Here is a 25,594-nt window from a genome sequence, read left to right on the forward strand (position 1 = left end):
ATGCGTATCGCTCACTTCTTCATCGACCGGCCCGTGTTCGCGTGGGTGCTGGCGATCATCGTTTCGCTGGCGGGCGCGTTCGCCATCACGCAGCTGCCGCTCGACCAGTACCCCGACATCGCGCCGCCCACCATCCAGATCGCGACCACCTACAACGGGGCTTCGGCGCAGACCAATCAGGACGCGGTCGTGCAGGTGATCGAGCAGCAGATGGTCGGCCTCGATCACCTGATGTACATGTCGTCCTCGGCGAACTCCGAAGGCAACATCTCGATCAAGCTCACGTTCGCGGCGGGCACGAATCCCGACACCGCGCAGGTGCAGGTGCAGGACCAGTTGCAGTCGGCGAACGCGCTGCTGCCCACCGAAGTGCAGGAAAGCGGCGTGACGGTGCGCAAGGCCTCGCCGGACACGTTCCTCGTCTTCAACCTCGTTTCCGAAGACGGCAAGATGAGCAAGGCCGCGATCGCGGACTATCTCTACAGCAACCTCGAAGAATCCATCGAACGTTTGCCGGGCGTGGGGCAGGCGCAGCAATTCGGCTACGAATACGCCATGCGCGTGTGGCTCGATCCGAACAAGCTGCAGAAGTACTCGCTCATGCCTTCGGACGTGGTGAACGCCATCGACGCGCAAAACAACGACGTGGCGGCGGGCGAAGTGGGCGCCGCGCCCGCGGTCAAGGGGCAGGAACTCGACGCCACCATTACCGCGCGCAGCCGCCTGACCACCGCGCAGCAGTTCCGCGACATCGTGCTCAAGACCCAGACGAACGGCTCGCAGGTCTTGCTCGGCGACGTGGCGCGCGTGGCGCTCGGGCCGCAGGAATACACGGTCGAAACCAACTTCAACAACAAGCCCGCCTCGGGCCTGGGCCTGCAGCTCGCGCCGGGCGCGAACGAAGTGCAGGTCGACAAGGAAGTGCACGACTTTCTCAACAAGCGCGCCGCGAGCTTTCCGGCGGGGCTGAAAGTCGAATATCCGTACGAGATGGTGCCGTTCATCAAGACGTCCATTTCGGAAGTGGTGAAGACGCTGGTTGAGGCGATCGTGCTGGTCGTGGCGATCATGTTCCTGTTCCTGCAGAATCTGCGCACCACGCTGATCCCCGCGATCGCGGTGCCCGTGGTTCTGCTCGGCACGTTCGGCATACTCGAAATGGCCGGCTATTCGATCAACATGCTGACGATGTTCGGCGTGGTGCTCGCGATCGGCCTGCTCGTGGACGACGCCATCGTGGTGGTGGAAAACGTCGAGCGCATCATGTCGGAGGAGCATTTATCGCCGCGCGAAGCCACCAAAAAGTCGATGACCGAGATCAGCAGCGCGCTCGTGGCCATTGCGATGGTGCTCTCCGCCGTGCTGTTGCCGATGGCGTTTTTCGGCGGCTCGACCGGCATCATCTATCGACAGTTTTCGGTTTCGGTCGTTTCGGCCATGGCGCTCTCCGTGGTCGTGGCGCTCACGTTCACGCCCGCGCTCTGCGCGACGCTGCTCAAGGACGGTCACGAGAAGCCGAAGGGCCGGTTCTTCAGCCGCTTCAATCACGGCTTCGACGTCTCGACCGGCAAATACCGGCGCGCCGTCGACAAGATCCTGCACCATCGTAAAGCGGCCATCGTCGTGTATGCGCTGCTCGTGGTGGGCGCGGGCATTCTGTTCGTGCGTCTGCCCACCTCGTTTCTGCCGACCGAAGATCAGGGCGTGCTGATGGTGACCGTCACCGCGCCCGTGGGCGCCACGCGTCAGCGCACCGAAGCCACCATGGCCAAGGTCGAGGACTATCTGCTCAAGCAGCCGGCCGTGTCCGAAGTGTTCAACGTGGCGGGCTACGCGGTGGGCAGCAACGGCCAGAACGTCGGCATGATGTGGGTGAAGCTCAAGGACTGGAGCCAGCGCACGGCCGCGAACGACACGGCGCAAGGCTTCGTGACGAAGGCCTCGCGCGATCTCTCGCAGCAGATTCGCGACGCGAAGGTATTCGTGCTGCAACCGCCCACGGTGCGCGGGCTAGGCATCAGCTCTGGTTTCGATATGCAACTGCTCGACGAAGGCAACCTCGGCCATGCCGCGCTTTCGGCGGCGCGCGATCAGCTCATCAAGATGGCGAATCAGAGCGGCGTGGTGCGGCAGGTGCGTTTCAACGGCTTGAGCGATACGCCGCAGCTCGCGCTCAGTATCGACGACCGCAAGGCGAGCGCGATGGGCCTCTCGCCGAGCGACATCGACACGACGATCGAAGACGCGCTCGGCGGCGAATACGTGGACGAATTCCTCGACAACCAGCGCATCAAGAAAGTCTATGTGCAAGGCGACGCGCCGTTCCGCATGACGCCGGAGTCGCTGGAGCAATGGTACGTGCGCAATGCGTCGGGGACGATGGTGCCGTTCTCCGCGTTCGCGACTTCGCACTGGACCTATGGGCCGCCCGAACTCGACCGCTACAACGCCGAGTCGTCGTTCGAAATCGTGGGCGATCCCGCGCCCGGCGTGAGTTCCGGCCAGGCGATGAAGACCATGGAGCAACTCGTCGGCAAGCTGCCCAAGGGCATCAGCTATGCATGGACGGGACTCTCGTATCAGGAGCAGCTGTCGGGCGGTCAGGCGCCGTATCTCTACGCCGTTTCCGTGCTGTTCGTGTTCCTGTGTCTCGCGGCGCTGTACGAAAGCTGGTCCGTGCCGCTGGCCGTGTTGTTGATCGTGCCGCTCGGCGTGCTCGGGGCTTCGCTCGGCACCACCTTGCGCGGGCTGTCGAACGACGTGTACTTCCAGGTGGGCCTGCTCGTGACCGTGGGGTTGTCGTCGAAGAACGCGATTCTGATCGTCGAATTCGCGACCATGCTCGAGAAGGAAGGCAAGAGCACGTTGAAGGCGATCGAGCAGGCGGTGGCATTGCGTATCCGGCCGATCATCATGACCTCGCTGGCGTTTCTGCTGGGCGTGGCGCCGCTCGTGATCGCGAGCGGGGCGGGCGCGGCGGCGCGCCAGTCGATCGGCACGGGGGTGTTCGGCGGCACGCTGGCCGGTACGCTGCTGGCGATCTTCTTCACGCCGCTCTCGTATTTCATGGTGCGCAAGCTGAGCCGCAAGGGCACCGATCCGGAAGGTCCGCGCGGCGCGCACGGTCCCGGCGGTTCGGGCGATCCGGACGACGACCCCGACGGCGATCCGGGCGCGTCCGATACGGCGGCAACGCGCGAAGCGGAACACGCGCGGGAAGCGGAGCACGCCGAAGCGGAAACGGCGGGCAGCGAGTACGAGGCGGCGAACCGGACTGCGAATCGGACTGCAAGCGGAGGAGCGGCATGAAGGCGATACGAAATGGTGTGACGGCGAGCGCCGTGGCGGTGCTGTTGAGCGCGTGTATCGACCTGTCGCCGGCCTACCAGCGGCCGGCCGCGCCCGTGCCCGCTTCATGGCCCGCTTCAGGGGCCGATGCGGCCTCGGCGCCCGCGGCGTCGGCTGCCCAAACCGGCAACCTCATGGCCGCCGATATCGGCTGGCAGACATTCTTTGTCGACGCGCGTCTGCAACGCACCATCGCGCTCGCGCTGCAAAACAATCGCGACCTGCGCGTGGCGATCCTCGACATTGAAAAGGAGCGCGCGGAGTATCGGATCCAGCGCTCGGCGCTGTTTCCCGCCATCGATCTCGGCGCGGGCGAAGACGCGGGCCGCACGCCCACCTCGGTGCGCAGCGCGGAATCGAGCGCAGCGAGCACGACGGCCAACGCGGCGAGCGGCGAAACCACGCATATCTACAGCGCGGATCTCGGCTTCACGTCGTACGAACTCGACCTGTTCGGCCGCGTGCGCAACCTGAGCAAGGCCGCGCTGGAAACGTGGCTCTCCACCGTCGAAACGCGGCGCAGCACGCAAATCACGCTGGTCTCGGAAGTGGCGAGCGACTGGCTCACGCTCGCCTCGGACAAGCGCCTGCTCGCGATCGCGCAGGACACGTTCACGAGCCAGCAGCGCACCTATGATCTCGTCGATCGCGAGCACACGCTGGGCGCGGCGAGCGCGCTCGATCTCGCGCAGGCGCAGGCGAGCCTGCAGGCCGCGCGCAATGCCGTGGCGCAGGCCACGACCACGGCGGCGCAGGCGCGCAATGCGCTCGAACTCGTGGTGGGCGCGACCGTGCCCGCTGCCGATCTGCCCGACGCGCAGGTGGACCCGGTCGCGAGCATGACGAGCATTCCGGCGGGTATCCCGTCCACCGTGCTGCAACGGCGCCCCGACGTGCTGGCCGCCGAACATACGCTGAAGGCCGACAACGCGAACGTTGGCGCGGCGCGCGCGAACTTCTTCCCGACCATCAGCCTCACGGCGGCGCTCGGCTTCGAAAGTCCGGCGCTCGCGCAACTGTTCACGGGCGGCAATCGCAGTTGGTCGTTCGAGCCGAACGCAACGTTGCCGATCTTCGACGCGGGCGCCAATCGCGCGACGCTCGACGCCGCCAAAGTCACCGTGAAAATCGACGTCGCGAACTACGAGAAGACGATTCAAACGGCGTTCGAGGAAGTCGCCAATGCGCTCGCGACCCGCGCGACCATCGACGAACAACTCGACGCGCAAACGCGCACCGTGCAGGCCGATCAGCACGCCTACGATCTTTCCATGGCGATGTACAAGGCGGGCAGCGAAAGCCTGCTCGACGCGTTGACGGAGCAGCGTTTGCTCTACACCGCGCAGCAGTCGCTGGTGGCGACGCAACTCTCGGCGCAGAGCAGCCTGATCACGTTGTACGCGGCATTGGGCGGCGGCGTGGACGCCGCCACGCCGCAACAAGGCGCCGCTCAATAAGCGGCGGCTTGCTCCACGTCGAACGCCGCCCCGACTGCAGCAGACGCATGGCCTGCACGTCGAGCGAACCCGCGGCGGCGGCCTGTTCGACGCGCGCGGCGTTGCGCTGCGTGACGTCGCCCATTTGCCGGATCGCGAGATTGACTTCGCCAATGCTCGCGCGCTGGTGCTTCGACATCGACGAAATTTTGCCGACGATGGACGCGAAACGCTGCACCGCAGCCACGGCCTGATCCCTGGTCGTGCCATCGACGCGCGCCGCGACGCGGGCTGCACGGTGGCGGCCACCAACAGCGGCGGCCCGCTCTCGAACACCAACATCGTGAGCAACGCCACGACGGCATTCGGCACGCAAAGCAGCGCGCGCGACGACGTGTTCGTGCGCGTGGGCGCGAGCTATCAACTCGCGCCGCAATGGCGCTTCATTGCCTCGTATGCGTACGATCACGCGAACAACGTCGCGCCGGGCCGCAACGGCACGATCCAGACCGTGTACGAGATCGCCGATTACATCTTGAGCCAGCGCACCGACGTGTATGTCGAGGTGGACCACAGCCATCTCTCGGGCGCCTCGCTCAGCGATCCGAACGGGCCGCTCACGTCCGCGGGCAAGGCGAACAACTTCGGCGCGAGCCTGAGCCTGCGCACGATGTTCTAACCGTTTTCAACGCCGCCGCGCGGTGGCTCGGTCGTGCGAGGTGGCCCACGAGCCGGCATGAAAGGCGCCGGTTCGTGGGCTTTTTTACGTCGATGCGGTTCGAGCGCGCTGCGCTAATCCAGCGTGTCGGCGCGCGTGGCGAACAGCGTGCGCGGGTGGGGCGCGGCGGTGCTGAAGGTCCAGCTGAGATCGAAGGGCACGTTGGCCGCGCCGTATTGCTGCGTGAGCAGGCCGGTCGCGTGCGCACTGTAGCGTGTGCCCGGCAGCAGCGGTTCATAGGGCGTGCACACGGCGGTATTGCGGCCGCTTTGCGCCGGTGTGACGGGCGCGATATGGCAGCGCACCGTCTTGCCTTTGGCGTTGCGCAATTCGAACGTGAGCAGGTCCACGTGCGCGTTCGTGCCGCCGGAGAGCGTGATCGGATAGCCGAGCACCGCGCCGCGATAGCGGCCGTCCGGGCCCATCGGGTCGGGCGTTTCTTCGTCGGTCCAGGCAAGCGGCGCGTCGGTCTGGCCCGGATACGGATACGCCACCAGTTCCGACGCCGTGAGCGCGGGCGCGGGATCGGCGAAATCGAGCACGGTGATCGAGGCGTCCGCGTTCAGCGCGGCTTCGCCCGCGCGTGCCCAGTCGTACAGCATGGCGCCGCGGTGATACGGCGCGGCGAAAATTTCGTCGATAGGCAGGGCGGGCGCGCGCTGGCCGCCGTACACCGCGAAGACTTCGCTTGCGCCTGCCACGGGCGTGTGCAGCCGCACGCGCGTGATGACGTCGCTCCCCGTGAAGCCGGGCAAGTCCGGGCGCTCGTCGTGGCCCGCGGCGCGGTTCAGTTGCAGATAGCGCGCATGCGCGGCGGCGGCCTGCGCGAGGTCGCGATCGACGGCAATGGGCGCGAGGCCCAGCTCGGCGCGGCGGGTGTTCAGCCACGCAATCGCGGGCGATCCCGCATTGCCGGTGCTCACGAGCGTTGCGCCGGTGGGCACGGGATGCAGCGTGACGACGGGTCCCGTATAGGCGGCCGCGGCCGGTGCGGGCGGTTTGCTGGCGCACGCGGCGAGCGCGGCGCAGGCGAGCGCGAGCGCGGAAACAGGCGCGGAAAAAAGCGGAATTCGCGGGAACATGGTCGATAACGGCAAAGGAGGCGGACATCGGCGCCTTCCTGGTTATCGACCTGCATAGGCGAAATTCAAGGGTGCGGTTGAGAGCGGCGGCCGAGGAGCCGGCGAATCTTAACGCACGCTCGCCGTGTTTTCCTTTGATATGAGCAATGAAAGTTGTTTGCGTTGATTACATGTTGATTTGTCATAGTTAAAACATCAGGTTAATTAACTTTAATCGTCCGATTAAAAGATAAAGGGTTAACCCTTTCTTGAATCCATTCAACTTAGTTAGTAACGTTTCAACTAAATTGAATCTCATTCTCGCAATGGACCGTGCCCACGCCCCGGAGATGGGTAATGAAACGCGTCAGCTTCGCGCCGGCAGCGGTTTGCCGGCGCCTTCCCGTGTTCCTCGTGCTGTTTTCCGCTTTATTCGTTGCATCACCCGCGTTCGCGGCTAACGGCGAACTCGTCATCATCAACTGGCTTTCGGGCTCCGACGCCGAAACCATGCAGGAACTGGAAGCGGCATTTACGAAAAGCCATCCGGAAATCAGGATTCGCGAAATCAGTCTCACGATTCAAGGCGACGCCCGTGGTGCGATTCGCGCCGCGTTATTGGGTGGAGAGAAAGCCGATCTGCTGATCAATACCTGGCCCGCGTTTCGTGCCGAACTCGCCGACGCACATTTTCTTCGTCCGCTCGACCGCGAATGGCAGGCGAATCAATGGGGCGCGAATCTGGACGATAAATGGCGGCGTCTCGGGCAATACCAGGGCGTGACGTATGGCGTGACCTATACGTTCGGCGATCGCAGCGGCATTTTTTATCGCCCGGACGTGTTGAAGAAAGCCGGGATCGGCGGGCCGCCGAAAACCTGGGCCGAATGGCTCGGCAGCTTCGCGAAATTGCGCGCGGCGGGCGTGACGCCGGTGTCGGTCGCGGGCAAGACGTGGGCGCATGCCGATTGGTTCGAGACCCTGCTGCTGCGCGTGGGCGGCGTCGAGGCGGCCTCGCGGCTCGCGGCGCATCGCATGGCGTGGACCGACCCGGTGGTGAAAACGGCGCTGCGCCGCTACGCGGACATGCTCAGGGCCGGCTGCTGCGACCACGCCGACCGCATGCTGGCCACGGAGTGGGACAACGCCGCCGACGACGTGCTCAAGGCGCGCACGCATGCGTACGACATGGTCGGCATGTGGGTGAACACGCGCGCGAAAAGCGAATACGGCTTGCAGGAAGGGCAGGACTACGCGCTCTTCCAGTTTCCCGCGATGGGGCTCGGTCACGACGACACCACGAGCGTCGACACCAAGGAATTCCTCGCGCTGAAGTCGGGCGCGAATCCCGCGGCGGCGGACGCGTTCCTCACCTGGGTGACGGGCGCCGAAGCCGCGAGCATCGAAGCGAGGCATGGTCTCGCGTCGCCGTCGAAGCAGGCCGACAGCGCGCAACTGAGCGCGGCGGCCACGGCTTCGTCGAATGCGGTGCGGGCGAGCAAGACCCAGTTCGTGCTCGGCGACCTGCTGCCGGGCGATCTCGTCGACGAATACCGCGTGCAACTCCAGCATTTTCTCGAAGACCCGAGCGACGCGAACATCGACAAGGTGCTCGCCGCGATCGAGCAAAAGGCGAAGGGCGCCTACCCCTGAAACCGGCGAGTCGCGCCGCCCTGTTCGCGCACAGGAAACCGTCATGCGTGCATTACCCATGGGAACGATGGCCGCAATGAACGAGTTCGAAAATCGCGCCGCGCCGCTGGCGTCGCAAGCGGGCGGTGCGCTGGCGCGCGTGGTCGAGTCGTCGGCGCGCTTGAGCGATGTCGCGGCCGCGCTGGCGTCCGATCTCGCGTCCGATCGAGTGTCCGGGCGCGTTCAGGCGGGCGCGAAGCGCCATGGCGAAACGCGCGCCGCCTGGCTGTTGATGGCGCCCATGCTGATCCTGTTCGGCGTGGCCGTCGCGTATCCGCTGCTCGACACCATTCGCCTGAGCTTCTTCGACGTGCGCGGCCTGAGCGCGCCGCGCTACGTGGGCTTCGGCAACTACGTCGCGCTCTTCCATGACGCCAACTTCCGCCAGGCGCTGTGGACCACGCTGGTCTGGACAGTTTCGACCACGGTGTTGTCGGTGGGTATCGGCTGGGTCCTGGCGCTCGCGTGTTCGCTCGCGCCGCGCGCCACGCTGGTGCCGCGCGTGCTGATCTTCTCCGCGTACGGCATTGCCGAAACCGTCACGGGCTTCATCTGGCTCGGCATTTTCCGGCCCGACGCAGGCGGTCTGCTGAACGCGGCGCTCACGGCCGTGGGCCTCGGCCAGTTCACGCACGCGTGGCTCGGCGATCCCGCCGCGGCGCTCGGCGCGCTCGTCGTGGCCTATACGTGGGCGCAGGTGGGCCTGCCGCTGATGCTGTGCTTCGCGGCCACCCAGGCGATTCCCGCATCGATCATCGAAGCCGCGTACATGGACGGCGCGAGCGGCCTCGCGCTCGTGCGCCGCATCGTCGCGCCCTTGTCGTGGCCGGGTGTGCGCGTGGCCGTCTTCATCAATCTGCTGTCCAGCCTGCGCGCCTTCGACACCATCTTCGTGATGACGAACGGCGGCCCGGTGCGCTCGACCGAAACGCTGGGCTTCTTCATGTACCGCGAGTCGATGACGCAATTCAAGCTCGGCTACGGCGCGGCCGCCACGCTCGTGCTGCTCGCGGCGGTGCTAATGGTCTCGATACCGCTCGTGGCCCGGCGCGGCGCGGAGGCGAAATGACGCGCGCGACCTCGACCTGGGCCACCGTATTCGTGAGCGCCGTGGCGCTCGTGTGGATCGTGCCGGTTGTCGGAATCGTGGTGACGTCGCTGCGGCCGCTGAGCGAAGCGGCGCTCGGCTGGTGGACCACGCAACCGTTCACGCTGACGCTCGACGCGTGGCGCACCGTGTGGACGCACTATCCGCTCGCGGACGCGTTCTGGACCACGCTAAAACTCGCGGGCCTCGCCACGCTCGCGACGATGCTGCTCACGCCCGCCGCCGCGTACGCGCTGCATTTTCTGCGCTTTCCGCTGCGCCGCACGATCATGGTGCTGGTGGTCAGTTCGTTCGTGCTGCCGCAGCAGGTGATCGTCATTCCCTTGTTCCGGCTCTGGCGCGAACTCGGGCTGATCGACCACGCGCTGGCGGTGCTGATTCCCTACGTGGGTCTGTCGTTCGCGTGGTCGATCGTGGTGGCGCGCAACTATCTCGCGGCGTTCCCGCGCGAATTGATCGACGCCGCGCGGATCGACGGCTGCGGGCCGCTCGCCGTGTTCCGCCATATCGTGCTGCCCAACATGCTCGCGCCCATGAGCGCCGTGGGCATTCTGCAATTCCTGTGGAGCTGGAACGCGCTGCTGCTGCCGCTGCTGTATCTGCGAACCCAGGTGCCGCTGCCGGTCGTGTTCGCGCGCCTCGCGGGCACCTTCGACGCCGTCTGGAACCTGCGCGCGGCGGCGGCGATCGTCACGGCCATCGTGCCGCTCGTGGTGTTCATCGTGTTTCAGCGCGAGTTCGCGGGCGGCGCGCTGAATCGCAGCGGTATCAAGGAATGACGCCATGACGCGCACCGCGAAGCCGCTGCGTTACCGGCACATTCACCTCGACTTCCATACCTCCGGGCAGATCCCCGGTGTGGGCGCGCGCTTCGACGCGGCGGATTTCGCCGCCACGCTCAAGCGGGCGCATGTCGACTCGATCACCGTGTTCGCGAAGTGCCATCACGGCTGGTCTTACTACCCGACCAAGGTCGGGCGCGTGCATCCGCACCTCGCGCGGCCCGACCTCATGGGCGAGATGATCGCGGCGCTGAAGGCCGCCGACATCGAGGCGCCGGTCTATCTCACGGTGCAATGGGACGAAGAGACCGCGCGCGAGCACCCCGAATGGCGCGCGCTCAGCGCGACGAACGCGTTCAGCCACGGGCTGGCCACCGATTCGTCGAGCGGCCAGCAACTGAGTCCCGCGTGGCACGCGCTGTGTCTGAATCACGCGCCGCTGCGCCAGCGCATTCTCGAACAGGCGCGCGAAGTGGCCTCGGCGTACGACACGCCCGGTTTGTTCTTTGACATCGTGATCGCCAACGACTGCGTGTGCCCGGCCTGCATCGAACGCATGCTGGCGAGCGGTCTGAATCCCGAGAGCGAACGCGACCGCCGCATCAACGACGAAGCCGTGCTCGCGCAATTTCGCGAGGAAACGAGCGCGGCGCTGTTCGCCGAATTCGCCGGGCTGCGCGTGTTCTACAACGCGGGGCACATCGCGCGCAGCGGACGCGCGCGCTACAAGGACTACACGCATCTCGAACTCGAGAGCCTGCCCACCGGCGGCTGGGGCTACAACCATCTGCCCGCGAGCGCGCGCTACGCGGCCACGCTCGGGCTCGAGTATCTCGCGCACACGGGCAAGTTTCACGCGGGCTGGGGCGAGTTCGGCGGCTTCAAGCATCCCGACGCGCTCGACTACGAATGCGCGCAGATGGCGGCGCTCGGCGCGCGTTGCCTCGTGGGCGACGCGCTGCATCCCGACGGCGCGCTCGATCATCCGACCTACGAGCGGATCGCGCCCGCGTATGCGCGCATCGCGCGGCTGGAGCCGTTTCTCGACGGCGCGCAGCAGGTTTCCGAGATCGCGATTCTCTCGGCGGAGCACCTGCAACCCGGCGCGGGCCGCAATCATCCGAGCGACGACGGCGCGGTGCAGATGCTGCTGGAACTGCATCGCCCGTTCGACGTGATCGACCCGAACGCGCGTTTCGAGGACTACCGGCTCGTCGTGCTGCCCGACGAGATCGCGCTCGACGCCGCGCTCGCGCAGCGCTTGCGCGAGTACCTCGCGAGCGGCGGGGCCGTGCTGGCGTCGTGGCGCTCGGCGCGCGAGGGCGAGCACGGCTTCGCGCTCGACTTCGGCTTGCGCGTGACGGCGCCGACCACGGGCTTTTTGCCGAGCTACGTGACGATGCCGGGCGGCTTCGACGCGCGCGTGCCCGCGAGCCCGGTCGTGTTCTACGACGACGCGCTGTGCGTGCAGCCGCTCGCCCACGCCGCACCGAACGGCGCGCAAGTGTTCGGCGAGATCCGCCCGCCGTACTTCAATCGCAACTGGCGCCACTTCAGCTCGCACGCGCATGCGCCGCACGATGCCGAGGCGGCGTCGCTCGGCGCCGCCGTGGCGATGCACGCGGGCACGGGCTATATCGCGTATCCGGTGTTCCGGCTCTATCGCGCGGTCGGCCAGCCGATCTATCGCGACATCGTCGACGCGCTGATCGAACGGTTGATGCCCAACGCGGCCGTGCGCACCGACCTGCCCACGTCGGGCCGCCTCGCGCTCACGCATCAGCCGCACCGGAAGCGCCACGTCCTGCATCTGCTGTATGGCGCGCCGCAATTGCGCGGCCAGGCGATGCCGCTGGACGGCCGCACGCGCGCGATGGAGATGATCGAGGACATTCCCGCGATCGGGCCGGTGAGCGCGCGCGTGCGCCTGCCGCGGCCGCCGGTGCGCGCCTACGACGCGCTCACGGGCGAGTCGCTCGACTGGACGCTCGCCGCGGACGGCGCGGTGCAGGTCACGGTGCCGCGCCTGCGCATTCACGCGGCGGTGGCGTTCGAGGCCGAATGATTTTCTTCGCCAGACTGAGCCGTATATGAACGACGACACGCAAAACGAAGGGGACAAGCCGCGTTCGGCGACGATAGTCGATGTCGCCAAACGGGCGAACGTGGCGATCGGCACGGTGTCGCGCTACCTGAACGGGTTTCCGATCCGGCGCGCGAATCGCGAGCAGATCGAGGAGGCGATCCAGGCGCTGCGGTTCCGGCGCAACGCCACGGCGGTCGCCATGAAGACCGACGTGACGCACGTGGTGGGCCTGCTCGCGCCGTCGTTCGACGAGTTTCACGGCGCCATGCTCGAACATCTCTCGCGGGCGCTGCGGCGCGACGGGCGCGCGCTGCTGATTTACTGCCACGGCGGCGATACGCGGCTGATGGAGGACGGCATGGACTATTTTTCGACGCAGCGGATCGACGCGCTCGTGATGTCGGGCGAGGACCATCTGTTCGATCGCGTCGACCAGCTGATCGACGCGGGCGTGCCGCTCGTGCTGTACGACAACGACATCGCCGGGCTGAAGGCCGACCGCGTGTTCGTGAACAACCGCGAGGCGTCCATGCACGCGGTGCGGCATCTGCTCGACATCGGGCACCGGCGCGTGGGCCTGGTCTCGGGCGATCTGGAGGACAGTGCGGCGCACGGCCGTTATCTCGGGTATTGCGACGCACTCGAGGAACGCGGTATTGCCGTAGATCCGCGCTATGTGGAGTCGGGGCATTGGACCATCCTCGGCGGCAACGACGCCACGCGCAGGCTGATGTCGCTGCCGCAGCCGCCCACGGCGGTTTTTTCGGCGAACTACGTGATGGCGCTGGGCGCGCTGCGCTGTTTCAAGGACGCGCGCGTGCGCATGCCCGAGGACGTGTCGCTGATTTCGTTCGACGACGCGGCGTTGTTCGGGCTCTACGAGCCGGGCATCACGGTGGTGGCGCAGCCGATCAACGGCGTGGCGCAAAGCATCGCCGACGTACTCGAACGGCGGCTGCGCAGCGAGCGGAGCATGCCGTTCAGCTCCACGAACCTGCGCTGCGAAGTGATCCTGCGCGGCTCGACGCGGCCGGTGTGACGCCGCGCTGCGATATCCGAAGACAAGTGAGGTGAAGCATGCTCGACCTGGCATTACACGTGACTCGCAACGCTCGCGGCCGCTGCCGGACCGCGCCGGGCTTGCCATCATGCAGATTTTGTCCGAACCACGCGCAGTGAGCGTGGCGGCCGACTCGACCGACTCGACCGTGGCGGCGGGTAGGGCAGCCTGCGGCGTCGCGCGCCCGGCCGCCCCGGCGCCGGGCGTGGCCTACCTGTTCGGCGCGTTCCGGCTGATCCCGTCGCAGCAGATCCTGCTCGAAGGCGGAGCGCGCGTGCCGGTGGGCGGGCGCGCGCTCAATCTGCTGACGGCGCTCGTGGAGCGGCGCGGCGAACTGCTGACCAAGCAGGAGTTGCTGGCGCGCGCATGGCCGCGCACCGTGGTCGAGGAAAGCAATCTCAAGGTGCATATGGCGGCGCTGCGCAAGGCGCTGGGCGAGGGACCGCAGGAGCAGCGCTTCGTGGCGACGGTGGTGGGCCGCGGCTACCAGTTCGTGGCGCCCGTCGAGCGCGAGCTGCTGGCGGACGCGGCCCCGCGCGGCTCCGCGCCGGAGCGCGCCACGCACAATCTGCCCGCCGCGCTGGTGCGGCCGATCGGGCGCGCGGCCACGCTCCGCGAGTTGCACGAGCGGCTCGCGCGCGCGCGTCTGCTGACGGTCGCGGGACCGGGCGGCATCGGCAAGACCACGGTCGCGCTGGCGCTCGCCCAGGCAATCGCCGGGCGCGGCGAGCACGACGTCTGGTTCGTGGATCTGTCGCGGCTTTCCGAGGGGCGGTTCGTGGCGCATGCGGTGGCCAACGCCATTGGTCTCGCGGTGCATTCGGACGCCATTCTCAAGGCGCTCACGAATCACTGCCGTCTGTGCAGCCGTCCTCAACTGGTCGTGCTCGACAGCTGCGAACAGGTCATCCAGGCGGCCGCGGAGATCGCCGCGCAGCTGACCGCCGCCTCGCCGCGCATGCGCGTGCTGGCCACGAGCCGCGAGCCCCTGCAGGCGGCGGGCGAGCACATCTACCGGCTCGATCCGCTCGACGCGCCCGAAGACACGGCGTGCCTCACGGTGAACGAGGCGCTGCGCTATCCGGCCGTCGAACTGTTCGTCGAACGTGCCTCGGCGGCGCGCAGCGACTTCGTGTTTCAGGACGACGACGCGCCCGTGGTCGCGCGAATCTGCCGGCGCCTCGACGGCGTCGCGCTCGCGATCGAACTGGCCGCGACGCGCATGAACGCGTTCGGCGTGCGCGAGTTGCACGATTTGCTCGACGACCGTTTCGCCACGCTCGGGCAAGGGCGGCGCACCGCGCCGGAGCGCCAGAAGACACTGCTCGCGACGCTCGACTGGAGCCATCAGATGCTGCCCGGGATCGAGCGCGTCGTGCTGCGCCGCCTCGGCATTTTTCCGGGTGCGTTCACGCTGGCCTCGGCGCTCGCGATCGTGTGCGACGGCACGCTCACGCACGCCGGTGTGATCGACGCGCTCGCGGGTCTCGTGGCGAGGTCGATGGTGTCGGCGAACGCGGCGGGCGGGCCGTTGCGCTACCGGCTGCTCGACACGACGCGCGAATACGCGCGCCGCAAGCTCGACGACGCGGGCGAACTGGATACGGTGGCGCGCCGTCACGCATGCCATTGCGAAGCGCTCAACGCGCGGCTCGAGGACGACTGGCACGCGTCGTCCGGCGGGCACGGCCCCGACGAACCGGTTTGCGCGCTCGACGACGTGCGCGCCGCGCTGAACTGGGCGTTCTCGCCGCGCGGCGATCTCGGGCTCGCCATCGCGCTCACGGTCTCGGCCATTCCGGCATGGGAGCGGTTGTCGTCGCTCGACGAATGCCGCGGCCGCGTCGAACACGCGTTGCAGGCGATCGAAGCGGGGGCGCCCGCGCTCGACGTGCAGCGCGTGAAGCTGCACACGGCGTTCGCCGCTTCCGGGCTCTACACGCGCGGCATGGTCGCGCAGATCGAAGCCGCCTGGGGCACCGCGCTGCAGGTGGCGGAACGTATCGACGACAAGGAGTATCAGCTGCGCGCCCTGTTCGCCGCCTCGTGCTGTCTCGTGTATGCGGGCAAATACCGCGCCGCCGACCAGCAACTGACGAAGTTCCGCGCGATCGCGCAGGCGTCGGGCAATGCCGTGGCGCTGTCGGACAACCGGCGCGTGACCGCGTTCGCCTGGCACCACCTGGGCAGGCTGACGCCCGCGCGCCGCAACCTGGAGCGCGTGCTGGCGCGGCAGGTCGCGCCGCGCCAGCGCACGCAGCTCTCGCACCATCACGTCGATGCGCGCAACGGGTCGCGCGCGTTGCTCGCCAGTCTGTTGTGGCTGCAGGGCTTGCCCGAACGCGCGGTGCGCACCGCGCGCCAGGCCGACGCCGACGCGCAGGCGAGCGGCCATGCGTTGACGCTCGGCTACGTGCAGGTCTTCGCCACGATTCCGGTGGCGCTGTTCACGGGCGATATCGCGGCGGCGCACGCGGCGGTGGTGGCGTTGCAGGACAACGTGGCGCGCCACGGCCTCGTGATCTTCGACGCGACGGCACGCTGCCTCGAAGGCGCCGTGCGCGTGGAGCAGAACGATCCCGCCGCGCTGCCGATGCTCGCCGACGCCATCGCGCAACTCGACCGCGATCACATCGGCTTGCGCTACGCGATGTACGCGGGCCTCTACGCGCGCGGGCTGCTGCGCGCCGGCCGCAAAGCGGAGGCGCTGGCGGCCATCCATCTCGCCCTCGCGCGGGCGCACGCGCACGACGAAGCGTGGTACGTGCCGGAGCTGCTGCGCACCAAGGGCGAAATTCTCGCCAGCGCCGACGATCCCGCCGCGCGCGCCGCGGCCCGCGCGCTGTTCGAGCAGGCGATCGCGCAGGCGCACCGGCTCGGGGCGCGCGGGTTCGAACTGCGCGCCGCGACGAGTCTCGCGCGGCTCGAAGCACCGCTCGCAGCGTGCGACGAAGCGCGGCCGGGCACGGCGAGCACGGCGGGCGCGGTGGCCGGGGTGGCCGATGGCGCGGGCCTAGCCGATGCCGACGACGCCCCGCGCGCGCGTTTGCGCGCACTCTACGCCGCGTTCACGGAAGGGTTCGATACGGCCGACCTCCGCGCGGCGCGCGCGCTGCTCGAGCTTCCTGGCACGCGCGCCGGGCGCGGCTCCCGATCGTCAGGACGGCGCGCATGATCGCAGCTTCCGACGACAACGGCGTGGTGTTCGAGTTCGGCCGCTTCCGGCTGATGCCCGCGCGCCAATTGCTGCTCGACGGCGACACGCGCGTGCGGCTCGGCAATCGCGCGCTCGTGATCCTCACCGCGCTGGTCGAACGCCCGGGCGAACTGCTCACGCGCCAGGAACTGCTGGCGCGCGGCTGGCCGGGCACGGTGGTGGACGAAAGCAACATCAAGGTGCAGATCGCCGCGTTGCGCAAGGCGCTCGGCGCCGCGCCCGCGCGGCAAGCGTATCTGGACACGGTCGTCGGGCGCGGCTACCGCTTCGTCGCGCCCGTGCGCACCCGCGCGCTGCGGGCGAGCGAGGCGGTGCCGGTCGAGCGCGCGGCCGTGGCGCACAACCTGCCCGCGCGACTCGCGCCGCCCATCGGCCGCGCGGGCGACATCGGCAGCTTGCTCGACAAGCTGCCGCAAACGCGGCTCATGACGATCACGGGTCCGGGCGGCATCGGCAAGACCCGGCTTGCACTGGCGCTCGCCCAGTCGATTGCCGATGCCGCGTGCCACGACGTCTGGTTCGTCGACCTCTCCACGCTCGGCGACGCCGCGCTGGTGCCGCACGCGGTCGCCACGGCGCTGGGCCTCGCCGTGCATTCGCAAGACATCGCGACGGCGCTGGAGAACGATTTGCGCATGCGCGTGCGGCCGCAACTGATCGTGCTCGACAATTGCGAACACGTGGTCGACGCGGCAGCGGAGATGGCCGAGCGCATTGTCGCCGTCGCGCCGCGAATGCTCGTGCTCGCCACCAGCCGCGAGCCGCTGCGCGCGGTCGGCGAACACGTGTACCGGCTCGATCCGCTGGGCCATCCGGCGCAATCGGCCGGGTTGAGCGCGCGCGCCGCGTTGCAGTGGCCGGCGATCGCGCTGTTCGCCGCGCGCGCGGCGGAGCAACGCGGCGACTACGTGTTGAGCGACGCCGACGCGCCCGTGGTCGCCGAAATCTGCCGCCGCCTCGACGGCATCGCGCTCGCCATCGAACTCGCGGCGCGGCGCGTCGACGGGTTCGGCGCGCGCGGGCTGCTGCGCCGGCTCGAAGACCGCTTTCGCGTGCTGGACGCGGGCGGCGCCGGCGGCTTCGGCGGACCGGAGCGGCATCGCACGCTGCTGGCGATGCTCGACTGGAGCCATCAACTGCTGCCCGAGGTGGAGCGCACCGTGCTGCGCCGCCTCGGCGTGTTCGCGGGCGCCTTCGCGCTCGACGCGGCCGTGGCCGTGGTCACGGACGAAGCGCTCGGCGCCGCGCCCGTCGTCGACGCGCTGGCGAGCCTCGTGGCGAAGTCGATCGTCACGGCGGACCTGCGCGGCGAGAGCATGCACTACCGTTTGCTCGACACGACGCGCGCCTATGCGCGCCGCAAGCTGGCGGAGGCGGGCGAACTCGACGCGCTCGCGCGCCGCCACGCCGCGTACTGTCTCGAGCGGTTCGCGAGCGACGAGGCGCAGTGGGCCGAAGCCACCGACACGCATTGGTTCGAAGCGCGCGTGCGCGCCATCGACGACGCCCGCGCCGCGCTCGACTGGGCGTTCTCGGCGCGCGGCGACGCGGCCATGGGCGTGGCGCTCACGGTATCGGCGATACCGGCCTTGCTGCACGTGTCCTCGCTGGACGAATGCCGCGGCCGCGTGGCAACCGCGCTGGCGCAGGTCGCGCGCGGCGCGGCGGTGGACGACGTCCGGGCGATGAAGCTGCATGGCGCGCTGGCCGCCTCGACCATGTATACGCGCGGCATGGTGCCCGAGGTCGAAGCGGCGTCGGCCACGGCGCTCGCGATCTCCGAGCGGCTCGGCGACGAGACTTTCCAGTTGCGCGCGCTGTTCGCCGCGTGCTGCGCGCTCGTCTACGCAGGCAAGCATCCGGCCGCCGACGCGCTGCTGGACCGCTACCGGACGCTCGCCGCGGCCACCGGCAACGCCGCCGCGATCTCCGACGGCGACCGGCTCACCGCGTTCGCCTGGCATCGCGCGGGCCGCCAGGCCGCCGCGCGGCGGCATCTCGAACGCGTGCTCGCGCATCGCCCGGCGGCTCGCCACACGCGTCCGCTCGGGCGCTTTCACGTGGAGTGGCGGGGCGCGGCGCGCACGATCCTGAGCAACGTGCTGTGGCTGCAAGGCTTTCCCGAGCAGGCGCTGCGCACGGCGCAGGAGGCCACGGAGCAGGCGCAGTCGCTGGGCAATACGCTCACGCTCGGCTATGCGCTCGTGCTGGCGGCGGTGCCGCTCGCGCTCTACACGGGCGACCTGCCGCGGGCCGAAAGCGCGCTCGCGACCTTGCAGACGCATCTCGCGAAGCACGGGCTGCATGTGTACGACGGCATGGCGCGTTGCCTGCACGGCGCGTTGCTGGTCGAGCGCCGCGACGCGCGCGGCCTCGCGCTGCTCGCCGAGGCGCTCGCGCAACTCCGCCGCGAGAACGTCGGCATGCGCTATTCCATGTATCTGGGGATGTACGCGCGCGGTTTGCTGTCGTTCGGGCGCGCGGACCCGGCGCGCCGGGTCATCGACGAAGCGCTGGCGTGGTCGGCGGCGCACGGGGAGCGCTGGATCGAGCCGGAACTGCTGCGCATCAAGGCCGCGATACTCGAAGCGCAAGGCCCGCGCGCGGTGCGCGGCCCGGCGTGGCGCGCGTATCTCGATGCGATCGAACTGGCGCGCGCGCAGGGTGCGCTGAGTCTGGAGTTACGCGCGGCGACGGGACTGGCGGGGCTCGCGCGCACGCTCGGTCTGTGCCGTGAGAGCCGGGTGCAGCTGCGGCCCGTCTATGCGCGGTTCACGGAAGGTTTCGATACCGCCGATCTCAGGGCGGCGCGGGTCTTGCTCGATTGCCTGCTCGACGCCCGCGCCTGAAGCAGGAGGCTCGATGCCTGCAGCACGCGTGCGCGGGGCGAACCGTGGCGGCGCGCGGCTCGCCCGCCGGCTTCAGTGGCCCGGTTCGCGCATGCGCACGTAATTGCTGACGCCCGTCACGCCCGGCACCGTGGCCGCCGTCGTGGCTGCGAGCTGGATCTGGGTGTCGTCCTCGGCGGTGCCGTCGAGCGTGATCTTGCCGTTGCGCGCGACGATGGTGATGCCCGAGGCATCGAGTTCCTTCGTGCGGTTCAGCGTGTGGCGAACCTTCGACTCCAGTTGATGATTCTGCGTGCGAATCTGCTTTTTGGTGAGCGGCGCGGCCGGTGCCGCGGCGGCATCGTCCTGGGCGAAGGCGGTGCCGGCGAGGGAGAGTGCGGCAAGCGCCAACGCGAACGTGCTGAGGTATTTGCTTAAAGACATTGCAGCGCTCCTTGTGATCGATGAGAAGTCCGGGCTCGACGCGAGACTATCCCGCTAGTCGCCAGGCAAGTCATCGTAGAGACGCGGCGGCGCGCGGTCTTTCGCGATCCCATCGTATTTTTTGGGAAATGCGGAGAATCCGGCGCACGCGCGCGGCGCGGCTTACCGCATTTAACCGCGCTTAACTACCGGTGCGGCGGCGTGCGCGGCATACTGAATTCTTCGTGGTGCGCGGGCTTCGCGTGAGAGGACGCCGTGCGCACCGGCATCGTCTGATCGCCTCGAACGCGACAGGCAAGGGACAGCCATGATCAAGATCGTTCACCCGGTTCAGGACCGGTTCGCCGACCTGGACGGCTTCCGCGTGGATCACGCGGAACGCGGCGCGCGCGCCGACATCGTGCTCGACCGCGCGCCGCTCAACCGCATCACGTTGCGGCAATGCGAACAGTTGCGGCTCGTGTTCGAAGCGCTCGACGACGACCCCGCCGTGCGCGTCATCGTCGTGCGTTCGGCGCACGAGCATTTTTGCGGCGGCCGCGAACTGGAGCACTTCCGGCATGCCTCGCGCGAGCAACTCGCGAAGCAGGCGTGGAGCGTGGCGTCGCCCGCGCGTTGCAGCAAGCCGGTGATCGCGGCCACGCGCGGCTATTGCTTCGGCGTGGGACTCGAACTCGCGCTGGCCTGCGATTTTCGCATCGCCACCGAGGCGACGCTGTACGCGCTCGCCGAACAGCGGCCCGAGCGGCCGGGCCAGGTGCCGGGCTCGGACGGCGCGGCGCGGCTGCAAAAAATGGTGGGTATCGGCCGCGCGCGCGACATCGTGATGCGTTCGCGGCAGATTCCGGGTCCGCTCGCGTACGACTGGGGCATCGCCACCGAATTCGTGACCGACAGCGATCTCGAAGCGGCCACCGACGACATGGTGCGCGAGTTGCTCGCGTATTCGGCGGCCTCGTATCCCGCGGTCAAGCAACTGCTCAACGACATCGACGACACGTGCGCCGCGCGGCTCGAAGCCGGTTCGTCCGCCGACCCGCACGCCGATTCTCATGCCGGCCTTCACGCCGACCTTCACGCCAACCCGCGTCCGCGCCATCACGACGCATTCGGCGCTCGTCCCGCTTATGCGCCGCACAAGGCCATCTCCAACGGCTCGTGACGCGGGCCGCTTCGTCTGTCCGTTTGCGGTTCCATGCGCAACGGTCGCGTGATCACAGCGTTCCTCGTGACCGCCGGGCACCGCGCCCCGCGGTCGTATCGCCATTGCGCCCGACTCCCGTCCCGCAGCCGCTGCGAGCGGCGCCTTCGCGCCTGCGCCGCACGCGGCGCGCATGGCGCCCGCCGATCACGCGTTACATGCGCTACATGCGCGCGCTATACCAACGTATAGGGCGCCTATGCCGATGCGGCAATTCTCTATGCCACGGTAGCGTGGAATCGCGCGGGGAAGCTGGCTAAGCTGCTGATGTCGGGTGCCGGGATGCATTGCCCGGCTTGCGACTGTCCTCGCGCGCACGCGACTACGCCAGCCCATGAAAGCCACCTCCGAAGACTTCTCGATCTTTGTCTGCGTCGTTGCATCGGGTTCGATCACCGCGGCGTCGCAGAGTCTCGGCCTCGCGGCGTCGGCGGTGAGCCGCTCGCTGTCCAGGCTCGAGGAGAAGGTGGGCGTCACGCTGCTCAATCGCACCACGCGGCGCATGCATCTGACCGAGGAAGGCGCGCTGCTGTTCGATCAGGCGAAGGACATTCTGCTGCGCATCGAGGATCTCGAAGAACGCCTGACGTCGCGCCGCCAGGCACCGGCCGGGCGTCTGCGCGTGAACGCGACCACGGCGTTCATGCTGCACGCGATCGTGCCGCATCTCGACGAATTCCGCGGCCTCTATCCCGCCATCGAATTGCAGCTCAACACGAGCGAAAGCGATATCAACCTGCTCGCCGAAAACACCGACATCGCCATTCGCATGGGCGCGCAAACCGATTCCACCTTACGCGCGCGCCTGCTCGGCACCGACCGTCTGCAGATGGTGGCGAGCCCCGCCTATCTCGCGCGTTGCGGCGAGCCCGCCGAGGTCGCGGACCTCGCCGCGCACGCGCTGATCGGCTTCAGCGAGCCGGCGAGCCTGAACCTCTGGCCGTTGCAGGGCGAGGCGGGCGCCGCGTTCCAGTTTCGCCCCGCACTGAGCGCGTCCAGCGCCGAGACCATTCGGCAGCTCGCGCTGGCGGGCCACGGCATCGCCTGTCTCGCGAGCTTCGCGACCGCGCGCGACGTGGCCGCCGGGCGGCTCGTGAACGTGATGTCCGAGTCGCTCGCCGATCCCACGCAACCGGTGTACGCGGTGTTCTATCGCAACTCGCGCCTGTCGTTGCGCATTCAGTGCTTTCTGGATTTCATGCAGCCGCGCCTGAGGCAGGCGCTGGTGTCTCTCAATTGATACGCGACGCTGACGGGAGCTTGCGTGAACGATCCGCTCTTTGCCGGCTTCGTGTTGATCGCCATCGACATCGCGATCTGGCGCTGCGCATGGCCGCGCAACGAGGTCGCGCGCCTGGTGGCGCGGCTCGCCGTGTATGCCGCGTTGAGCGCGCTGCTGTTCTCGTCGGGGCTGAGCCCGTTTTCGCACGCCGCCTACGGCGCTTCGCGCGAGCAGCGCGTGCTCGGGCAGATGCTCGAGATCATCTGGTGGCTCACGGGCGCGCGGCTGTTGACCGTGGTGCTCGACACGCTGTTTCTGCCGAAGACGTGGCGGCGCCAGCGGCTGTTCGAAGACGTGTTCGGCGCGGTGACGTTTCTGGCCGCCATCGTCGCGGCGCTCGGCTTCGTGCTCGAACTGCCGATACGCGGACTCGTGGCCACCTCGGGCGCGCTCGCGGTCGTGCTCGGGCTCGCGATCCAGAGCACGCTGAGCGACGTGTTCGCGGGTATCGTCATCAACACCACGGAGCCGTACGAGGTGGGCAACTGGGTGGCGATCGACGGCGTGGAAGGCAAGGTGCTGGAGATGAACTGGCGCGCGACGCATCTGCTCACTTCGGAGGGCAACGTGATGATCGTGCCCAACGCCGTGGCCGCCAAGGCGAAGATCAGCAACAGCAGCCGCCCGCCCACGCTGCACGGCCTGAGCGTCACGCTCGACGTCACGCCCGAGGCGCGGCCCGCCGTGGTGCTCGACGCGCTCGCCAGCGCGCTCAAGGGCGTGCGCGCGGCGCTCGCCGATCCCGCGCCGTTCGCGCACATCAAGAGCACGGGACCGCAGTCGTTCCAGTACGAGGCGACGCTCTATGTGGACGACATGGGCAAGAAGCTCGCGGCCTCCAACGAGCTTTACGACCTGTGCTACCGCAACCTCGCGGCGGCAGGCGTCGCGCTGCGGCCGCTCGGCGAACCCTATGCGGCCGACAAGGCCGACGCGCCCGCGGCCGCGCGCGTGCGGCTGTTGCGCGGCCTCGACCTGTTCGCCGCGCTCGCGCCGGAGGAACTCGAACGGCTGGCCGCCCAACTCGCGCGCAAGGCGTACGCGAGCGGCGAGGTCGTGCTGGCTTCGGGCGCAGTGCCGCTCGCGTTGAGCATCGTCGAGAGCGGTGTGCTCTCGGCCGCCGCGAGCGAGGACGGCCGCCCGTCCGAAGTGCGGCGGCTGGGCCCCGGCGACGCCGTCGGCGAAATGGAATTGCTCGCCGGTCTGCCCGCGCGCCTCGCGTTCACCACGCTCACGCGCGCGGTCGTGTATCAGCTCGGCAAGGACGATCTGTCCACGGTGCTCAAGCGCAATCCCGACGCCGCGCATTCGATGTGCCAGTTGCTCGCGCGCCGCGAGCACGCCATCGACGCGAACGAACGCGCCGCGGCGTTACCGCCGTCGGACCCGTCGTTCTTTCACTGGCTGCTCGATCAGGTCAGAAAGCTGCACGACCTCGCGCTCTGAGCGGCGTTCCGGTCACCCCCTTTCATGCGCACGCCACGCGGGAGAGAACAGATGGACGAGGCACGCAATCCCTGGAGCAATCCGCCGTATTCGGCCGCCGGTCCGGCAACGGGCGAGGCGGGCGTTCTGCCGATCAATACCCTTGATGCCGAAGGCGCGTTTTCGCCGCTCTTCAGCCGGCAGCAGCAGATGTTTCCCGTGCTGCTCGACGTGGAAGTCGACAAGGCGCGCGCGTTCGGCAGCATCGTGCGCTGGCGCGCGGGAGACGCCATCTTCACGATGGGGCGGCAAAGCCCCGGCCTGATCGTCGTGCTGAGCGGCCTGGCCCACGTCGTGCGGCGCGATGCGGTGGGCCGCGTGCATCGCGTGTTCGAATATCGCCCCGGCCAATTCATGGGCGAGATCGCGCAGCTGTTCGGGCATCCGAGTCTCGGCGACGGCGTCGCGGTCGAGGACACCACGGCCATCGTGGTGGGCACGGAAGACCTGCGCAGCCTGCTGGTGATGGAAGCCGAACTCGGCGAGAAAGTCATGCGCGCGCTGCTGTTGCGCCGCGCGGGCTTGATCGAGCGCGGCAGCGGGCCGGTGCTGATCGGCGAGTCGACCGATGCGCGTCTGATCGCGTTGCAGGAACTGCTGCGGCGCAATTCGTACCCGTATTCGCTGATCGACGTGCTCAAGGATGCCGATACGCTGGCGCTCCTGCAGCGCGTGTCCGCGACGGCGCTCGATTGCCCCGTGGTGATCTGCCCGGACGGCACCGTGCTGCGCGCGCCCGACGGCAATCAGCTCGCGAAGTGTCTCGGCTGGCTGCCCGATTTCGATCCGGCGCATGTCTACGACGTGGCGATCGTGGGCGCGGGACCGGCGGGTCTCGCGGCGGCGGTCTATGCCGCGTCCGAAGGGCTTTCGGTGGCGCTGTTCGACGGCTGGGGACCGGGCGGCCAGGCCGGCACGAGCGCGCGTATCGAAAATTATCTGGGGTTTCCGGCCGGTATTTCGGGCCAGGCGTTGACGTCGCGCGCGTTCATGCAGGCGCAGAAGTTTGGCGTGCACATTTCGATTCCCTCGCGGGTGCGGCGCCTGCGCTGCGAACAGACGCCGCTCGCGATCGAGCTGGAAGACGGCCGGCGCGTGGCCTCGCATACCGTGGTGGTGGCGTCGGGCGCGACCTACGTGCGGCCGGCCATCGCCGGACTCGATTCGCTGACCGGGCGCGGCGTGTTCTTCGGCAGCTCGCCAGTTGAGGCCAAGCTCTGCAAGGGGCTGGAAGTGGCCGTGGTGGGCGGCGGCAATTCGGCGGGCCAGGGCGTGGTCTATCTCGCCTCGCACGCGAAGCACGTGCACCTGATCGTGCGCGGCGCGAACCTCGAGGCGCACATGTCGCAATACCTCGTCGATCGCATCGCGCGGCTCGCCAATGTCACGCTCTATGCGGCCACGGAAGTGATCGCCTTGAAGGACGAGGCCGCGGGACTCGCGGAAATCGACTGCGTGGGACCGCGCGGCCCGCTCGCGTTTCGCGTGAAGCATCTCTTCATGTTCACGGGCGCCGAACCCAACGCGCGCTGGCTGCAAGGCTGCGGCGTGACCACCGACGACAAGGGCTTCGTGCTCACCGGCGCCGCGGCGCGCGGCGCGGGCGAAAGCCAGGGCGACGCGCACCAGACGCTCGAAACCAGCGTGAACGGCGTGTTCGCGATCGGCGACGTGCGCTTCGGTTCGATCAAACGCGTCTCGGCGGCGGTGGGCGAGGGCGCGGCCGTGGTCGCGCAGATTCACGGCGTGCTGAACGAGCGGCAGCAACGGGCGCGCGAGGCGCATGACGCGCGCCCCGCTCAAGCCACGCCGGCCGCGGCGCCGGACTAGAATCACGCTTTACCCG

The 25,594-nt window shown here is 68.5% G+C and carries 17 protein-coding genes; 14 read left to right on the forward strand and 3 right to left on the reverse strand.

What is annotated here, in order from left to right; all coding sequences use genetic code 11:
• Positions 1 to 6 precede the first annotated feature (6 nt).
• Positions 7 to 3,309, forward strand: coding sequence for an efflux RND transporter permease subunit (locus FAZ98_RS14585; RefSeq protein WP_158953883.1), 3,303 nt, complete (start codon positions 7 to 9; stop codon positions 3,307 to 3,309).
• A complete protein-coding gene (locus tag FAZ98_RS14590) occupies positions 3,306 to 4,805 on the forward strand; it encodes an efflux transporter outer membrane subunit (protein ID WP_158952047.1) in 1,500 nt (499 codons plus the stop codon). The genes FAZ98_RS14585 and FAZ98_RS14590 overlap by 4 nt, the downstream gene beginning before the upstream one ends.
• Here FAZ98_RS14590 and FAZ98_RS35390 read toward each other — a convergent pair.
• Positions 4,738 to 5,031 carry a hypothetical protein gene (locus FAZ98_RS35390; RefSeq protein WP_199272407.1) on the reverse strand — a complete coding sequence of 98 codons (294 nt, stop codon included), beginning with the start codon at positions 5,029 to 5,031 and terminating at the stop codon, positions 4,738 to 4,740. The genes FAZ98_RS14590 and FAZ98_RS35390 overlap by 68 nt on opposite strands.
• A gap of 51 nt (positions 5,032 to 5,082) precedes the next feature.
• Here FAZ98_RS35390 and FAZ98_RS14595 point away from each other — a divergent pair, with 51 nt between their 5' ends.
• Positions 5,083 to 5,463 carry a porin gene (locus FAZ98_RS14595; RefSeq protein WP_233272769.1) on the forward strand — a complete coding sequence of 127 codons (381 nt, stop codon included), beginning with the start codon at positions 5,083 to 5,085 and terminating at the stop codon, positions 5,461 to 5,463.
• A 113-nt stretch (positions 5,464 to 5,576) separates the two neighbouring features.
• Here the strand turns inward: FAZ98_RS14595 and FAZ98_RS14600 are convergent, their stop codons facing one another.
• A complete protein-coding gene (locus FAZ98_RS14600; protein ID WP_158952048.1) occupies positions 5,577 to 6,584 on the reverse strand; it encodes a CAP domain-containing protein in 1,008 nt (335 codons plus the stop codon).
• 336 nt (positions 6,585 to 6,920) lie between these two features.
• Here FAZ98_RS14600 and FAZ98_RS14605 point away from each other — a divergent pair, with 336 nt between their 5' ends.
• The 7 genes from FAZ98_RS14605 to FAZ98_RS14635 all read left to right on the forward strand — a co-directional run bounded on the left by FAZ98_RS14605 (position 6,921) and on the right by FAZ98_RS14635 (position 19,357).
• Positions 6,921 to 8,216, forward strand: a complete 1,296-nt coding sequence (locus tag FAZ98_RS14605) for an ABC transporter substrate-binding protein (protein WP_158952049.1) — start codon at positions 6,921 to 6,923, stop codon at positions 8,214 to 8,216.
• 76 nt (positions 8,217 to 8,292) lie between these two features.
• Positions 8,293 to 9,324, forward strand: a complete 1,032-nt coding sequence (locus FAZ98_RS14610; RefSeq protein WP_199272365.1) for a carbohydrate ABC transporter permease — start codon at positions 8,293 to 8,295, stop codon at positions 9,322 to 9,324.
• The gene (locus FAZ98_RS14615; RefSeq protein ID WP_158952050.1) at positions 9,321 to 10,142 is read left to right on the forward strand and encodes a carbohydrate ABC transporter permease; all 822 of its coding nucleotides are present in this window, start codon (positions 9,321 to 9,323) and stop codon (positions 10,140 to 10,142) included. The genes FAZ98_RS14610 and FAZ98_RS14615 overlap by 4 nt, the downstream gene beginning before the upstream one ends.
• 4 nt (positions 10,143 to 10,146) lie before the next feature.
• Positions 10,147 to 12,210, forward strand: coding sequence for an alpha-amylase family protein (locus tag FAZ98_RS14620; protein WP_158952051.1), 2,064 nt, complete (start codon positions 10,147 to 10,149; stop codon positions 12,208 to 12,210).
• Between the two features lie 25 nt (positions 12,211 to 12,235).
• Complete coding sequence (locus FAZ98_RS14625) at positions 12,236 to 13,270, forward strand: LacI family DNA-binding transcriptional regulator (RefSeq protein ID WP_158952052.1); 1,035 nt, start codon at positions 12,236 to 12,238, stop codon at positions 13,268 to 13,270.
• A 109-nt stretch (positions 13,271 to 13,379) separates the two neighbouring features.
• Positions 13,380 to 16,466, forward strand: coding sequence for an ATP-binding protein (locus FAZ98_RS14630; RefSeq protein ID WP_158952053.1), 3,087 nt, complete (start codon positions 13,380 to 13,382; stop codon positions 16,464 to 16,466).
• Positions 16,463 to 19,357, forward strand: a complete 2,895-nt coding sequence (locus FAZ98_RS14635) for an ATP-binding protein (protein WP_158952054.1) — start codon at positions 16,463 to 16,465, stop codon at positions 19,355 to 19,357. The genes FAZ98_RS14630 and FAZ98_RS14635 overlap by 4 nt, the downstream gene beginning before the upstream one ends.
• A gap of 72 nt (positions 19,358 to 19,429) precedes the next feature.
• On the opposite strand, the gene FAZ98_RS14640 is transcribed toward FAZ98_RS14635, so the two are convergent.
• Entirely contained in the window at positions 19,430 to 19,780 is a 351-nt protein-coding gene (locus FAZ98_RS14640) for a BON domain-containing protein (protein WP_158952055.1), read from the reverse strand.
• Between the two features lie 307 nt (positions 19,781 to 20,087).
• Between FAZ98_RS14640 and FAZ98_RS14645 the strand changes: the two genes are divergently transcribed.
• The 4 genes from FAZ98_RS14645 to FAZ98_RS14660 all read left to right on the forward strand — a co-directional run bounded on the left by FAZ98_RS14645 (position 20,088) and on the right by FAZ98_RS14660 (position 25,578).
• Entirely contained in the window at positions 20,088 to 20,942 is an 855-nt protein-coding gene (locus FAZ98_RS14645; RefSeq protein ID WP_158952056.1) for an enoyl-CoA hydratase/isomerase family protein, read from the forward strand.
• 373 nt (positions 20,943 to 21,315) lie between these two features.
• Positions 21,316 to 22,221 (forward strand): LysR family transcriptional regulator, encoded by a 906-nt coding sequence (locus tag FAZ98_RS14650; RefSeq protein WP_158952057.1) that lies wholly within the window; start codon positions 21,316 to 21,318, stop codon positions 22,219 to 22,221.
• Positions 22,222 to 22,245: 24 nt separating this feature from the next.
• Positions 22,246 to 23,709 carry a mechanosensitive ion channel family protein gene (locus FAZ98_RS14655; protein WP_158952058.1) on the forward strand — a complete coding sequence of 488 codons (1,464 nt, stop codon included), beginning with the start codon at positions 22,246 to 22,248 and terminating at the stop codon, positions 23,707 to 23,709.
• A 51-nt stretch (positions 23,710 to 23,760) separates the two neighbouring features.
• Positions 23,761 to 25,578 (forward strand): FAD-dependent oxidoreductase, encoded by a 1,818-nt coding sequence (locus tag FAZ98_RS14660; protein WP_199272366.1) that lies wholly within the window; start codon positions 23,761 to 23,763, stop codon positions 25,576 to 25,578.
• Positions 25,579 to 25,594 lie beyond the last annotated feature (16 nt).

It is taken from the genome of Paraburkholderia acidisoli, assembly GCF_009789675.1.
In the GTDB taxonomy this organism is placed as follows: domain Bacteria; phylum Pseudomonadota; class Gammaproteobacteria; order Burkholderiales; family Burkholderiaceae; genus Paraburkholderia; species Paraburkholderia acidisoli.

Coding starts and splice junctions, on each gene's coding strand:
- FAZ98_RS14590 (WP_158952047.1), top strand. CDS start 3,306: ATGAAGGCGATACGAAATGGTGTGACGGCGAGCGCCGTGGCGGTGCTG.
- FAZ98_RS14630 (WP_158952053.1), top strand. CDS start 13,380: ATGCAGATTTTGTCCGAACCACGCGCAGTGAGCGTGGCGGCCGACTCG.
- FAZ98_RS14625 (WP_158952052.1), top strand. CDS start 12,236: ATGAACGACGACACGCAAAACGAAGGGGACAAGCCGCGTTCGGCGACG.
- FAZ98_RS14605 (WP_158952049.1), top strand. CDS start 6,921: ATGAAACGCGTCAGCTTCGCGCCGGCAGCGGTTTGCCGGCGCCTTCCC.
- FAZ98_RS14615 (WP_158952050.1), top strand. CDS start 9,321: ATGACGCGCGCGACCTCGACCTGGGCCACCGTATTCGTGAGCGCCGTG.
- FAZ98_RS14635 (WP_158952054.1), top strand. CDS start 16,463: ATGATCGCAGCTTCCGACGACAACGGCGTGGTGTTCGAGTTCGGCCGC.
- FAZ98_RS14600 (WP_158952048.1), bottom strand. CDS start 6,584: ATGTTCCCGCGAATTCCGCTTTTTTCCGCGCCTGTTTCCGCGCTCGCG.
- FAZ98_RS14610 (WP_199272365.1), top strand. CDS start 8,293: ATGAACGAGTTCGAAAATCGCGCCGCGCCGCTGGCGTCGCAAGCGGGC.
- FAZ98_RS14645 (WP_158952056.1), top strand. CDS start 20,088: ATGATCAAGATCGTTCACCCGGTTCAGGACCGGTTCGCCGACCTGGAC.
- FAZ98_RS14640 (WP_158952055.1), bottom strand. CDS start 19,780: ATGTCTTTAAGCAAATACCTCAGCACGTTCGCGTTGGCGCTTGCCGCA.
- FAZ98_RS14650 (WP_158952057.1), top strand. CDS start 21,316: ATGAAAGCCACCTCCGAAGACTTCTCGATCTTTGTCTGCGTCGTTGCA.
- FAZ98_RS14620 (WP_158952051.1), top strand. CDS start 10,147: ATGACGCGCACCGCGAAGCCGCTGCGTTACCGGCACATTCACCTCGAC.
- FAZ98_RS14660 (WP_199272366.1), top strand. CDS start 23,761: ATGGACGAGGCACGCAATCCCTGGAGCAATCCGCCGTATTCGGCCGCC.